General features: G+C 61.0%; 9 protein-coding genes. All 9 read left to right on the top strand.

Annotated features, from left to right (window positions below; genetic code table 11):
• Positions 1 to 467 precede the first annotated feature (467 nt).
• On the top strand, positions 468 to 1,787 hold the full coding sequence (locus G7016_RS17950) for a nucleotide sugar dehydrogenase (RefSeq protein WP_181117078.1): 1,320 nt from the start codon (positions 468 to 470) through the stop codon (positions 1,785 to 1,787).
• 102 nt (positions 1,788 to 1,889) lie between these two features.
• Positions 1,890 to 3,371, top strand: coding sequence for a mannuronan synthase (gene alg8, locus G7016_RS17955; protein WP_181117079.1), 1,482 nt, complete (start codon positions 1,890 to 1,892; stop codon positions 3,369 to 3,371).
• Positions 3,372 to 3,405: 34 nt separating this feature from the next.
• Complete coding sequence (locus tag G7016_RS17960; RefSeq protein WP_181117080.1) at positions 3,406 to 4,569, top strand: alginate biosynthesis protein Alg44; 1,164 nt, start codon at positions 3,406 to 3,408, stop codon at positions 4,567 to 4,569.
• 15 nt (positions 4,570 to 4,584) lie between these two features.
• Positions 4,585 to 6,030, top strand: coding sequence for an SEL1-like repeat protein (locus G7016_RS17965; protein WP_181117081.1), 1,446 nt, complete (start codon positions 4,585 to 4,587; stop codon positions 6,028 to 6,030).
• On the top strand, positions 6,027 to 7,520 hold the full coding sequence (locus tag G7016_RS17970; RefSeq protein WP_181117082.1) for an alginate export family protein: 1,494 nt from the start codon (positions 6,027 to 6,029) through the stop codon (positions 7,518 to 7,520). Before G7016_RS17965 ends, G7016_RS17970 begins: the two co-directional genes overlap by 4 nt.
• A 27-nt stretch (positions 7,521 to 7,547) precedes the next feature.
• The gene (gene algG, locus G7016_RS17975; RefSeq protein WP_181117083.1) at positions 7,548 to 9,164 is read left to right on the top strand and encodes a mannuronan 5-epimerase AlgG; all 1,617 of its coding nucleotides are present in this window, start codon (positions 7,548 to 7,550) and stop codon (positions 9,162 to 9,164) included.
• Between the two features lie 11 nt (positions 9,165 to 9,175).
• Complete coding sequence (locus G7016_RS17980; protein ID WP_181117084.1) at positions 9,176 to 10,618, top strand: alginate O-acetyltransferase; 1,443 nt, start codon at positions 9,176 to 9,178, stop codon at positions 10,616 to 10,618.
• 13 nt (positions 10,619 to 10,631) lie between these two features.
• Entirely contained in the window at positions 10,632 to 11,792 is a 1,161-nt protein-coding gene (locus tag G7016_RS17985) for a mannuronate-specific alginate lyase (RefSeq protein WP_308812188.1), read from the top strand.
• Positions 11,793 to 11,931: 139 nt separating this feature from the next.
• On the top strand, positions 11,932 to 13,497 hold the full coding sequence (locus G7016_RS17990; RefSeq protein ID WP_181117085.1) for an MBOAT family O-acyltransferase: 1,566 nt from the start codon (positions 11,932 to 11,934) through the stop codon (positions 13,495 to 13,497).
• Position 13,498: the final 1 nt, after the last annotated feature.

A 13,498-nucleotide genomic window follows, 5' to 3' on the forward strand; every position in this document is an offset into this window, starting at 1 on the left:
ATGACGTACACGGCAGGAGATCGAAGCGGCTGGATGTAGTGATCCAGGCGTGTGACTCGAAGGGAACTGTCAAGGCAGCCCGAAAGTTAATCTCAGGAGAGAACGCACCATAACTACCCTCAGCGCAAGGCCAGTCCCGAGTTTGCACAGCAAACTCATGCATGCGGCTTAATGCTTGATTCGCAAGGCATAACAATACCCCGCGAAGGCAAGTAGCGAAAGTAAGTGAGCCGTTCTGTCATAAAGGCTGGCTACATTCCAGGGCGGACCTGAAAAACAGGGTTCCATATGCCCTTGTTGAGTGCACATTCTGGGGCACTCGGACTTATTATGCCTGCATTAGGTTGTGCGACAGTCGGAATGACACATTTAGTTGTCACGCATCCGAGTGCCCGAATACTGCTGGTTAATTAACCCCCAGTCTGGCTCCTGAGTGAGCTGGCGTGATAAACACATGAGGTGAAGCGATGCGTATCAGCATCTTTGGTTTGGGCTATGTTGGCGCGGTATGTGCGGGTTGCTTGACAGCTCGTGGTCACGACGTGGTTGGGGTTGACGTTTCGCAAGTCAAGATCGATCTGATCAACGACGGCAAGTCGCCAATCGTCGAGCCTGGCCTGGAAGAACTCCTTGCCAGCGCAGTGAGCAAAGGCAAGTTGAGCGGTACCACTGACTTCGCTAAAGCGGTCCGCGAGACCAATGTTTCGATGCTGTGCGTACCTACCCCAAGCAAAAAGAACGGCGACCTCGAACTCAATTACATTGAAGCCGTATGCAAGAGCATCGGTGAAGTGCTGAAAGAGAAATCCGAGCGCCACACCGTAGTCGTGCGCAGCACCGTGCTGCCAGGCACCGTGAAGAACGTGGTCATTCCTACCCTGGAACAGTACTCCGGCAAAAAAGCTGGCGTGGACTTCGGCGTAGCAGTGAACCCAGAGTTCCTGCGCGAAAGTACCGCTATCAAAGACTACGACCACCCGCCCATGACCGTTATCGGCGAGTTCGATAAACAGTCCGGCGACGTGCTGCAAGGCCTGTACGAAGAGCTCGATGCTCCGATCATCCGCAAGCCGGTCGAAGTGGCCGAGATGATCAAGTACACCTGCAACGTATGGCACGCGGCCAAGGTCACCTTCGCCAACGAAATCGGCAACATTGCCAAGGCATGCGGCGTAGACGGCCGTGAAGTGATGGACGTGGTCTGCCAGGACCACGTGCTGAACCTGTCCGCCTACTACATGCGCCCAGGCTTCGCTTTCGGCGGCTCCTGCCTGCCCAAGGACGTTCGCGCACTGACCTACCGCGCCAGCTCGCTGGACGTGAAGGCTCCGTTGCTCAACTCGCTGATGGTCAGCAACGAGCAACAAGTGCAGAACGCCTTCAACGTGATCAACGGCTACGGCAAGCGCAAGATTGCCCTGCTGGGCCTGAGCTTCAAGTCCGGCACCGATGACCTGCGTGAAAGCCCGCTGGTAGAGCTGGCCGAGCGCCTGATCGGCAAAGGCTTCGAGCTGAGCATCTACGACAAGAACGTAGAGCACGCTCGCATCCTGGGCGCGAACAAGGAATACATCGAGTCCAAGATCCCTCACGTATCGTCCCTGCTCAAGTCTGACTTCGATGCCGTTGTAAACGGTGCTGAAGTGCTGATCCTGGGTAACGGCGACAAGGCCTTCGGCGAGTTGCTGCAAAACCCGCCAGCGGGCAAGCAAGTATTCGACCTGGTCGGCTTCCTGAAGAAAGAAGCGACCGACTCGAACACGAACTACGAAGGTATCTGCTGGTAACAGCCGTGACCGCGGTGGGCCTACGGCCCCCGCGGTTCTTTACGCCTGCCTTAACACTTTCGAACGCCGATCCGGGCGGTCGATGAAGAGACGGATGCGGATATGTCGAGGCTAAAGCACGGCCTGCTCCAGGCTGCTGGATGGCTGTTTTACTTGTGTCTGCTGATGGGCCTGGCGCTTGCGCTGCCCCCATCGCTGTTCAATTCTGATTCCAAGGATTTCATTTTCCTGATTGGCGCCGTGGGTATCTGGCGCTATTCGATGGGTGCCATGCACTTCGTGCGCGGCATGCTGTTCCTTTACGTCGTTTACCCGCTACTGCGCCGCAAGGTGATGAAGCTGGGCACCGACGCAGATCCTTCCCACGTGTTCCTGATGGTCACCAGCTTCCGTATCGACGCCAGCACCACGGCGGCCGTGTACCAGTCGGTGATCCGCGAAGCGATCGACAGCGGCTACCCCACCACCATCGTCGCGTCGCTGGTGGAAATGTCGGACGAGCTGTTGATGAAGTCCCTCTGGGCCAAGATGAACCCGCCTGAGCGGGTGAGCCTGGACTTCGTGCGCATCGCCGGTACCGGCAAGCGGGACGGGTTGGCGTACGGCTTCCGCGCGATTTCGCGGCACCTGCCCGACGAGCATGCGGTAGTGGCCGTGATCGACGGCGACACCGTGCTCAACGAAGGCGTTGTGCGCAAGACCGTGCCCTGGTTCGCCCTGTGGCCGAACGTGGGTGGCCTGACCACCAACGAGTTCTGCGAAGTGCGTGGCAGCTACATCATGAGCGAGTGGCACAAGCTGCGGTTCGCCCAGCGCCACATCAACATGTGCTCCATGGCCTTGTCCAAGCGCGTGCTGACCATGACCGGCCGGATGTCCGTCTTCCGCGCCTCGGTGGTAACCGACCCGCTGTTCATCGCCGACGTGGAGAGCGACTCGCTCAAGCACTGGCGTTTGGGCACCTTCCGCTTCCTGACCGGTGACGACAAGTCCAGCTGGTTCAGCCTGATGCGCCTGGGTTACGACACCTTCTATGTGCCGGATGCGACCATCAACACGGTCGAACACCCGCCGGAGAAGAGCTTCGTCAAGGCCAGCCGCAAGCTGATGTACCGCTGGTACGGCAACAACCTGCGGCAGAACTCTCGGGCACTGGGGCTGGGCATTCGCCGCCTCGGGCTGTTCACCATGGTGGTGCTGTTCGACCAGCGCGTGTCCATGTGGACCTCCCTGCTGGGGCTGACCGCGGCCTTGATCGCGACGTTCAAGTACAGCGTCACGTTCCTGCTCGCGTACCTGCTGTGGATCGGTATTACCCGCCTGATTCTCACCATCCTGCTGTCGCTCAGCGGGCACTCCGTGGGGCCGGCCTACCCGATCATTCTTTATTACAACCAGATCGTCGGCGCGCTGATGAAGATCTACGTGTTCTTCCGCCTCGACCGCCAGTCCTGGACGCGGCAACCCACGTCCACGAAACGTGATCTGGCCAGTTTTCAACAATGGTTCAACACCTGGTCTTCTCGGACCATGACGTTCTCGGCAGGCAGCGTATTCGTTGCGTTCCTGTTTGCGATCGTCTGACCAGCCCTCAATGGATTAAGTAGGAAAATTAACCATGAATACAGCCGTCAACCCCAATGTGGTCCATGAGTCCGAAGCCCAGCGCCAATTCGCACGGGTTCGCCTGCCAGCGAAGATCCGTTTCATCGGGCCGAACCGCGAAACCCAGGAAGCGAAAGTAGAAGAGCTTTCCGCCGGTGGTTTCTCCTTCATGCCTAAAAACCCGCTGGTCGAGGGGCAGATCTACCGTGGCCGCCTGATGTTCGTCATCGACAACCTGGGCCTGGGCATGGACATCGAGTTCCAGGCTCGTTCGGTCGAGGGCAACGGCCGCGTCGGCGCACAGTTCCAGAACCTGGAACAGGCCGACATCGCGACCCTGCGTCACCTGATCACCTCCCACCTGAGCGGTGAGTTGGTCACCATGGGCGACGTGCTCGGTACCCTGCAGCGCGACAACTTCACCAAGGCCCGCAAGCGCAAGGCCGCTGGCAACGACATGTCGTTCTTCGGCCGCCTGCGCGCCGTGACCTTCAGCCTGGGGATCTTCATCGTCGGCCTGGTGGCCTTCGGTTACATCTTCAAGTCGGTCTACAACCTGTACTTCGTCACCCACGCCGAGTCGGGTGTAGTGGCCGCGCCGGGCATGAACATCACCATGCCGCGTGACGGCACCGTATCCAGCCTGGTAGGCGCCAACGGCCTGGCTCCAAAAGGCTCGCCGCTGGCCAGCTTCAGCACCAGCATGCTGGACGTGCTCAAGGGCCACCTGGAAGAACAGGACCTGACCCCCCAGAAAGTGACCGAGCTGTTCGGCAAGCAAATGACCGGCACCCTGACCTCGCCATGCGACTGCATCGTGGCTCAGCAACTGGTTGCCAACGGCCAGTACGCCAGCAAGGGTGACGTGATCTTCAACCTGGTGCCTCGCAACTCCAGCGCCAACATCGAAGCCCGTTACACCTACCGCCAGATCGACGACATTCGTCCAGGCACCAAGGTTGACTTCCGTGTAGCCGGTGATGACCAGCTGCGTTCGGGCCAGGTAGTGTCTGCCACCAACCTGAAAACCGACGACCTGTCCACCGACATGCGCGTGACCATCAAGCCAGACCAGCCGCTGGATGTGAAATACGCTGGCCGCCCTGTGGATGTTTCCAGCACTCACGGCCCTTCGATCGACTGGCTGATCGACAAAGCCATGGCCCACGGCTTCTAAGTGAGCGTCAGGAGAATGAGCGTGGCTGACACTCTACGACATCTGCATCGGCCTGCCGTACTGGGCCTGGCCGTGGCCTTCGCGCTGGCTGGCTGTGCCGGCCTGCCGGACCAACGCCTTGCCCAGGAAGCCATGAAAAACGGCAACGTGGCTTTGGCGCAGCAGAACTACCAGCAGCTGGCAGACCTGGGCTATGCCGATGCCCAGGTTGGCCTGGCTGACATCTGGGTTGAAAGCGGTGACCCCGCGCAGCTGGCCAAGGCCGAGGCGACCTACCGCGCCGCCGCGCCTACTTCGCCACGCGCCGCCGCTCGCCTGGGCAAGCTTCTGGCTGCCAAGCCCAACAGCACCGAGGCCGAGCGCCACGAGGCTGAAGGGCTGCTCAAGAACTCCTTCGCCAGTGGCGAGGGCGGCACCTTGATGTCCTTGGCGCTGCTGTACATCCAGTACCCACAAAGCTTCCCGAAGGTGAACGCGCAACAGAAAATCAACGAATGGAAGGCCGCTGGCTATCCTGAAGCGGGCCTGGCCCAGATCATCCTGTATCGCGTACAGAACACTTACGACCAGAACCTGGCGGAAGTAGAGCGCATCTGCAAGGCTGCACTCGATACCACCGACCTGTGCTACGTGGAACTGGCGACGGTTTACCAGAAGCAGAACCGCACGGACGACCAGGCCGCGTTGATCAAGCGCCTGCAGGACAACTTCGCCGTTGGCCGTGTACAGCCTAACCGCGTAGACGCGGTGGCCCGCATCCTGGCCAACCCGGACCTGGGCACGCCTGATCCGAAAACCGCCCAGGCCCTGCTTGAAAGCGCCACGGGTACCTACCCCGGCGCCTACATCAGCCTGGCGCAGCTGCAATACGACTACCCCGACCTGGGCGACGTCGATCAGCTGATGGGCTACATCGACAAGGGCCACGATGCTGACCCTAGCCGTGCCGAGTTGCTGCTGGGCAAGATCTACTACGAAGGCAAGGTAGTACTGCCGGACGCCGCCAAATCCGAGGAGCACCTGAAAAAGGCGCTTCCGGATCAGGTCAGCGCCTACTACTACCTGGGCCAGATCTACCGCCGTGGCTACCTGGGCATGGTCGATCCGCAGAAGGCCGTGGATAACCTCCTGGTCGCTGCCCGCCGTGGCCAGATCAGCGCCGACTTCGCGCTGGCTCAGCTGTATTTCAACGGGCGGGGCACCGTGCCGAACCCGGTCAACGCCTACGTGTTCAGCCAGCTGGCCAAGAACCAGGCGATGCTCCAGCCGCAGCCACGCCAGGAAGTACTGGACCTGGCCAAAACAATCGAAGAACAACTACCACCGCAAATGCGGGCTCAAGCCCAGCAACTGCTGCAGCAGGAAACCGCCGCCCGTGGCGCGGTTTCCGGCCAGGACAATGCCGCCGTAGCGCTGCATGCCCTGCCAGAAACAGCAGTCGGTGAGGACCAATCCCTATGATGCTCAACAAATTCATGCTGGCCGGTATCGGCCTTGGCTTTGCGACACTTTGGTCCTGCCCGACCCTGGCGGCGTTGACCGCCACCGATAACTTCGGCCTGGAAGTGAAAGTCACTGGCCAGTCCGAAGACGACCGCGACCTGGGCACCCGCTCCGGCGGCGACGTGGCCGGTGTGGGTATCGACCTGCGCCCCTGGGCCTACGGCGAGTGGGGCAACTGGAGCGCGTACTTCATGGGCCAGGCCGTGGCGGCCTCGGACACCATCCAGACCGACCCGCTGTTGCAGCCCGACGAGAACGTCAATGGCTCCAGTGGCAGCCGCTACTACAGCAAGGACCGTGAAGCGGACGACAGCTACCTGGCCCTGCGCGAGTTCTGGGTGGGCTACAGCCGCCTGCTCACGCCCTATCCAGGCGAGCTGACCAAGTTCGGCCGCCAGCGCCTGCGCCAGGACGACGGCCAGTGGCACGACAACTACATCGAGTCGCTCACCTGGAACCTGGACACCACCCTGCTCAAGGCAGACGTAGGGGTAGGGCAGCGCTTCAGCGACTACCGTACCGACTACTCGCGCCTGTCGCCCAATGACAAGGACCGTACCCACGTGTGGGGTGATGTGTCCTACCAGTGGGCGCCGAGCCAGTGGGTGGGCCTGCGCGCGCACCATGTACATGACGATGGCGACCTGGCCAACGCCGGGGAAGAGATCGACGACCTGGACAAGACCAGCAACGGCGAGCTGACCTGGCTGGGCCTGGAAGCGACCAGCGATGCCTACAACCATCGCAATACCAACCAGATCAACTACTGGGGCAGCCTGACCTGGCTCACCGGCAATCGCGATACGTTCAACCGCACCGATACCAATGGTGTCGTTACCGCGGGCGACACCTATGGCGAGCACGTCAATGGCTGGGCGACCGACCTGGGCCTGCGCCTGCGTCTGGACCCTCAGTGGCAAGTGGGTGCTGCCTATGCCCGCGCCAGCAAGGATTACGAGCAGAACGGCCTGCAGAGCAACCGGTCCAGCTGGACCGGTACCCGCTCGCGCATCAGCCGCTTCGGCGAAGCCTTCCAGGCTGAGCTGGCCAACGTGCAGACCGCTTCGATCTTCGCCTCCTGGGAAATGCAGGAAGACTACGACGCCAGCCTGATCTACCACCGCTTCTGGCGTGTGGATGGCAGCTCGCCGATCGGCGGCAGCAACATCAACGCGGCGTATGAATCCACGGACGCCACCACCGGTGATGTTTCGCTGTCCACCTTGCCGCTCAACGATGGCGAGAAAGACCTGGGCCAAGAAATGGACCTGGTTGTGACCAAGTACTTCAAGCAAGGCCTGCTGCCCGCGAGCCTGAGCCAGTCGTTCGACGAACCGTCCGCGCTGGTGCGCCTGCGCGCCGGTGTGTTCAAGCCCGGCGATGCCTATGCCGGTGGCGTGGACAATTACATGCATCGCGCCATCGTCGACGTCATCTGGCGTTTCTGATGGGTACCGCCAAGGGAGTGCAATGAGATGAAGCATTCATACAGCAAGGTGCGGCCGCAGGTGCGCAAGCACGCCTGGCCAGTCGCTGTGCTGGCCGGAGCACTGCTGATCGCCGGTGGCTCCGCCCTGGCCGCCACCGCGCCTGCGACCCAGGCGGTGGTGAAAGCCGGTACCACCAAGGAACTGCAGGCCGCGCAGAACTACAGCGTGGCCAGCGCGCCCACCGAGCCCCTGGACCTGGCGCCGCCCAAGCTGCCCGACCTGAGCGGTTATACCGCCCAGGCCGCGCATGCCAAGGTCGACCGCAGCAAGAAGGGCAAGGTGAACATGCGCCGTATGATGCAGGAGCTTCCGCTCAAGGCGTTCATCGGCGGTGACAACAAGATGATGGCGTGGGTTGGCAAGCAGCGCGGTATTCCGCAGGCCATCTTCATCGATGACGGCTACGTCAACTTCGCTGACCTGGGCAAAACCGTACCCAAGCAATACCTGCGCGAAACCTCGCCAGGCGTGTGGTTGGCACGGGTTCCGATCGTGGTCGCTCACAAGGGCACCCTTGAGATCGACGGCCGCGTGAAAGAGCTGCGCCTGTCCCAGGACGGCGGTTCGTTCATCGTCAACGACGGCAAGCTGTTCACCTTCGATACCAAGGTGACCGGCTGGAGCGAAGCGAAGAACGACCAGGCCTGGTTCAAGGAAAAGGATGAGTTCCGTCCGTTCCTGGTGAGCTGGGGCGGCACCGAGACCTACATCGTCAATACCGAAATGAAAAGCTTCGGTTACAACGAGAGTAAGTCCTACGGTGTGAGTATTTCCCAGTACACCCCGAGCATGAAGGCGCAGATGGGCCGTAGCGAACCTACCGGCTGGATCATCGGCTCCACCTTCTCGGACATGTGGTACGGCTACTACTGCTACGAAACCCAGGGCTTCGTGGTGAAGAGCAACACCTACCACGACAACATCATCTACGGCATCGACCCCCACGACCGTTCGCACGGGCTGATCATTGCCGACAACACGGTGTACGGGACGAAGAAGAAGCACGGGATCATCGTTTCCCGCGAGGTGAACGACAGTTTCATCATCAACAACCGCAGCTACGACAACCACCTTTCGGGTGTGGTGCTTGACCGTAACAGCGTGGGCAACCTGGTGGCTTACAACGAGATCTACCAGAACCACACCGACGGCATCACCTTGTACGAGAGCGGTGACAACCTGCTGTGGGGCAACAAGCTGGTGGCCAACAAGCGCCACGGCATCCGCGTGCGCAACAGCACCAACATCCGCCTGTACGAAAACATGGCGATGGGCAACGGGCTGACTGGCGTATACGGCCACATCAAGGACCTCAGCGATACCGACCGCGACATCGCCCTGGACCCGTTCGACGCCGAAGTGTCGATGATCGTGGTTGGCGGCGAGCTGTCCGGTAACGGCACCAACCCGCTGGCGATCGACTCCCCGCTGAGTATCGAGCTGTATCGCGTAGCGATGCTGGCCCCTACCAAGCAGGGTGGCATCAGCCTGACCGGGATCCTGGGTGATCATCAAACCGAAATTCTGGACCTGCTGATTCGCCAGAAAAAAGCAGTGTTGATCGACCCGGTCGAGAAACAGACAGACATGGCGCAGGATTAAGGACCATTTCCATGCATTCACATTTGATCAAGCTGCTCAGCCTGTCAGGCCTGGCCGCCGCCCTGTATGCCGCAGGGAGCGCGCAGGCCGCCGAGGTGCAGCCGCCTACGTTCACCGCCCAGCCGTGCTGCCAGCTGTGCCCTGCTGCGGCGGATGCGAAGAACTACGTAACCCGGTACCAGAAGAACTTCACCACCCTGATCAAGGGCGAGGGTGACTGGCTGTTCCGTACCGTGGAAGACCTGCGCACCGAGTTCAAGACGTCGCCCGAAGGCTACCGTCGCATGAAAGAACTGCACGACGCCTTCAAGGCCCGCGGCGTGGAAGTGGTGATCGTGTACCAGCCCACCCGTGGCCTGGTAGACCGCGCGCACATGCTGCCGGCCGACCGCGAGCGCTTCGACTACAACACGGCGCTGAAGAACTACAAGGACATGCTGGGCCGCTTCCAGGCCATGGGCTACCACGTGCCGGACCTGTCGCCGCTTACCAACGAGCAGCAGGCCCATGACTTCTACTTCCGTGGCGACCAGCACTGGACGCCGTATGGCGCCGAGCGCACCGCGAAGATCGTGGCCGAGACCATGAAGAAGGTGCCGGGCTACGCCAGCATTCCGAAGAAAGAGTACGAGACCAAGGTCTCCGGGCGCATGGGCAAGACCGGCACCCTGCAGAACATGGCCGGCCAGCTGTGCAACAGCAGCTATGCGATCCAGTACATGGACACCTTCACCACCGAGCCCAAGGGCGAGGCCGGCGACGGCGACCTGTTCGGCGACACCGCCAGCCCGGACGTGACCCTGGTGGGTACCAGCCACAGCGGCAAGAACTACAACTTCGCGGGCTTCCTGCAGCAATACAGCGGTGCCGACGTGCTGAACGTGGCCTTCCCGGGCGGTGGTTTTGAAGGCTCGATGCTCGAATACCTGGGCAGTGAAGAGTTCCAGAAGAAGCCGCCGAAGATCCTGGTGTGGGAGTTCTCCCCGCTGTACCCGCTGGACCAGGAAACCATCTACCGCCAGATGATGGCGCTGATGGGCAATGGCTGCGAAGGCAAGCCGGCGGAGCTGGCCGCCAGTGGCGTGGTCAAGCCTAACCAGACCACCGAACTGCTGGTCAATGGCCAGAACGGTATCAAGGACCTGGAAAACTGGAATCATCAGGTTGACATCAAGTTCGCCGACCCTTCGGTGAAAGACCTCAAGGCAACGCTCTGGTACATGAACGGCCGCCACGAGGACATCAAGATCGAGAAACCGACCACTTCCGATACGGATGGGCGCTTCGCCTTCGAACTGCGCGATGACACCGACTGGCCGAAGATGAACCTGCTGGCCGTGGAAATTCACGGGCCGGAAGACGCCAAGGCCGGGCCGCAGAAAGTTGAAGCGAAGATCTGCAAACGCAACGTGTTCCCCGGTGTTGCCACGCGCAACGCACAAGCCGGGCTCTGAGGGCTGAATGCATATGTTGACTTCTCGTCTTACCCCCCGGGCCGCTCGCCGCATGCTGGCGCCGGCCTTGCTGGGCCTTGCCATGTTCGGCTCCGCGGCGCACGCCGCGGGCCTGGTGCCACCTCAGGGATACTACGAGGCCATCGAGAAGCCAGGGAAAGGCGGAGATTTTCAATGCCCGGCGGTACCGGCCCCGTTCACCGGCTCGCTGCAGTTCCGCAGCAAATACGAAGGTTCGGACAAGGCCCGGGCCACCCTGAACAAGGATTCGGAAGAAGCCTTCCGTGATGCCACCAAGCCGATCACCACGCTGGAGCGTGGTATCAGCAAACAAGTGATGCAGTTCATGCGCGACGGCAAGCCGGCCGAGCTGGACTGCACGCTGCAGTGGCTGGGCACCTGGGCGGACGCCAATGCGCTGATGTCGAAAGACTTCAACCACACCGGCAAATCCATGCGCAAGTGGGCACTGGGCAGCATGTCGTCCTCGTACCTGCGGCTCAAGTTCTCCGAGTCTCACCCGTTGCAGGGCCACGAGGCGCAAACCCAGAAGATCGAAGCCTGGTTCAGCCGCATGGCCGATCAGGTGGTGAGCGACTGGAGCAACCTGCCGCTGGAGCAGATCAACAACCACTCCTACTGGGCAGCCTGGTCGGTGATGGCGACGTCCATCGTCACCAACCGGCGCGACCTGTTCGATTGGTCGGTGAAGGAGTTCAAGGTGGCCGCCAGCCAGGTGGACAACCAGGGCTTCCTGCCAAACGAACTCAAGCGCAAGCAGCGTGCGCTGGCCTATCACAACTACGCCTTGCCGCCGCTGGCCATGATCGCCAGTTTCGCCCAGGCCAACGGTGTGGACCTGCGCCCTGAAAACAACGGCGCGCTCAAGCGCTTGGGTGACCGGGTATTGGAAGGCTCGAAGGCGCCGGAAGAGTTCGCGCAGAAAAACGGCGAAACCCAGGACATGACCGATCTGAAGATCGACAGCAAGTATGCCTGGCTCGAACCCTACTGCACGCTCTATGACTGCACCCCGGACACCATCGCGCGCAAGCGGCAGATGGAACCGTTCAAGACCTTCCGCCTCGGCGGCGACCTGACCCGCACGTTCGACCCTCAACATGAAAAAGGGGAGAAGGGCGGCAAGGGTGACAACGACGACGACGGGCTCTGACAGGCCCGGTTAGTCGCGTGAATGCGGGAGGGGGCAGTTAAGGCGTCTGCCCCCTTCGCACTTTCCCCTTGGCTTCGGCCGGGGGGGTATGGGGGGGCTATAGCGGCTCCCAGTGTAGGAAAAACAAGGAGAGATCGGGATGGTTTTCTCATCCAACGTGTTCCTGTTCCTGTTCATGCCGATCTTCTTCGGCTTGTACTATCTGAGCGGAACGCGCTATCGCAACTTGCTGCTGCTGGTGGCGAGCTATGTGTTCTACGCCTGGTGGCGCGTCGACTTCCTCGCGCTGTTCGCCGCCGTGACCCTGTGGAACTACTTCATTGGCCTTCGCATCGGCGCCAACGGCGTGCGAACGAAAACCTCCCAGCGCTGGCTGCTGCTGGGCGTCGGGGTAGACCTGATCGTGCTGGGCTATTTCAAGTACGCCAACTTCGGCGTGGACAGCCTGAACGAAATCATCACCTCGTTCGGCCTTGAGCCGTTCATCCTCACGCACATCATTTTGCCGATCGGTATCTCGTTCTATACGTTCGAGTCCATCAGCTACATCATCGACGTGTACCGCGGCGATACCCCGGCCACCCGCAACCTGATCGACTTCGCGGCGTTCGTGGCTATTTTCCCGCACTTGATCGCCGGCCCCGTGCTGCGTTTCAAGGACCTGGTGGACCAGTTCAACCACCGCACGCACACCCTGGATAAATTCTCCGAGGGTGCGACACGTTTCATGCAGGGCTTTATCAAGAAGGTGTTCATCGCCGACACCATTGCGGTGGTGGCAGACCATTCCTTCGCGCTGTCAGACCCCACCACGGGCGATGCCTGGCTGGGTGCGCTGGCGTACACCGCGCAGCTGTACTTCGACTTCTCCGGTTATAGCGACATGGCCATCGGCCTGGGCCTGATGATGGGCTTCCGCTTCATGGAGAACTTCAAGCAGCCGTATATCAGCCAGTCGATCACCGAGTTCTGGCGGCGCTGGCACATCAGCCTGTCCACCTGGCTGCGTGATTACCTCTACATCACCCTGGGCGGTAACCGTGGCGGCACCTTTGCCACCTATCGCAACCTGTTCCTCACCATGCTGCTCGGTGGCCTGTGGCACGGGGCGAACTTCACCTACATCATCTGGGGCATGTGGCATGGCCTGTGGCTGGCCATCGAACGCGCACTGGGCATCGATGCCGCGCCTCGCCGCTTCAACCCGATCAAGTGGATCTTCACCTTCCTGCTGGTGGTACTGGGCTGGGTGATCTTCCGCTCCGAAAACATGCACGTGGCCATTCGCATGTATCACGCCATGTTCAGCTTCGGCGAATGGCAACTGTCCGAGCTCAACAGCGCCAGCCTCACCGGCCTGCAAGTCGCTACCTTGATCGTCGCTTACATCACCATGGCCTTCTTTGGCCTGCGTGACTTCTATTACGCGCCGATCAACGCCCGCGCCCAGAAAGCCGCTGCCCAGCAAGCCAGCGTCGAGGCCAATGGCCCCGCCACCGCGCAACCTGGCCAGATCAAGGCCGTACCGGGCGACCAGCCCGCCATCGTGCAGGCGCATTCGGCGGGGCACCAGGTGCAGGCGGCGTACTGGGTCGCTGACTGGCCGCGCTACCTCATGCGTACGCTGGTTCTGCTGTTGTTCGTGGCTTCGATCCTGAAGCTGTCGGCGCAGAGCTTCTCGCCTTTCCTTTACTTCCAGTTCTGAG

The organism is Pseudomonas japonica (assembly GCF_013522925.1).
In the GTDB taxonomy this organism is placed as follows: Bacteria; Pseudomonadota; Gammaproteobacteria; order Pseudomonadales; family Pseudomonadaceae; genus Aquipseudomonas; species Aquipseudomonas japonica_A.

Excerpts from the sequence above, each read along its gene's own strand:
- G7016_RS17950 (WP_181117078.1), top strand. The coding sequence starts at position 468 with ATGCGTATCAGCATCTTTGGTTTGGGCTATGTTGGCGCGGTATGTGCG.
- alg8 (WP_181117079.1), top strand. The coding sequence starts at position 1,890 with ATGTCGAGGCTAAAGCACGGCCTGCTCCAGGCTGCTGGATGGCTGTTT.
- G7016_RS17960 (WP_181117080.1), top strand. The coding sequence starts at position 3,406 with ATGAATACAGCCGTCAACCCCAATGTGGTCCATGAGTCCGAAGCCCAG.
- G7016_RS17965 (WP_181117081.1), top strand. The coding sequence starts at position 4,585 with ATGAGCGTGGCTGACACTCTACGACATCTGCATCGGCCTGCCGTACTG.
- G7016_RS17970 (WP_181117082.1), top strand. The coding sequence starts at position 6,027 with ATGATGCTCAACAAATTCATGCTGGCCGGTATCGGCCTTGGCTTTGCG.
- algG (WP_181117083.1), top strand. The coding sequence starts at position 7,548 with ATGAAGCATTCATACAGCAAGGTGCGGCCGCAGGTGCGCAAGCACGCC.
- G7016_RS17980 (WP_181117084.1), top strand. The coding sequence starts at position 9,176 with ATGCATTCACATTTGATCAAGCTGCTCAGCCTGTCAGGCCTGGCCGCC.
- G7016_RS17985 (WP_308812188.1), top strand. The coding sequence starts at position 10,632 with ATGTTGACTTCTCGTCTTACCCCCCGGGCCGCTCGCCGCATGCTGGCG.
- G7016_RS17990 (WP_181117085.1), top strand. The coding sequence starts at position 11,932 with ATGGTTTTCTCATCCAACGTGTTCCTGTTCCTGTTCATGCCGATCTTC.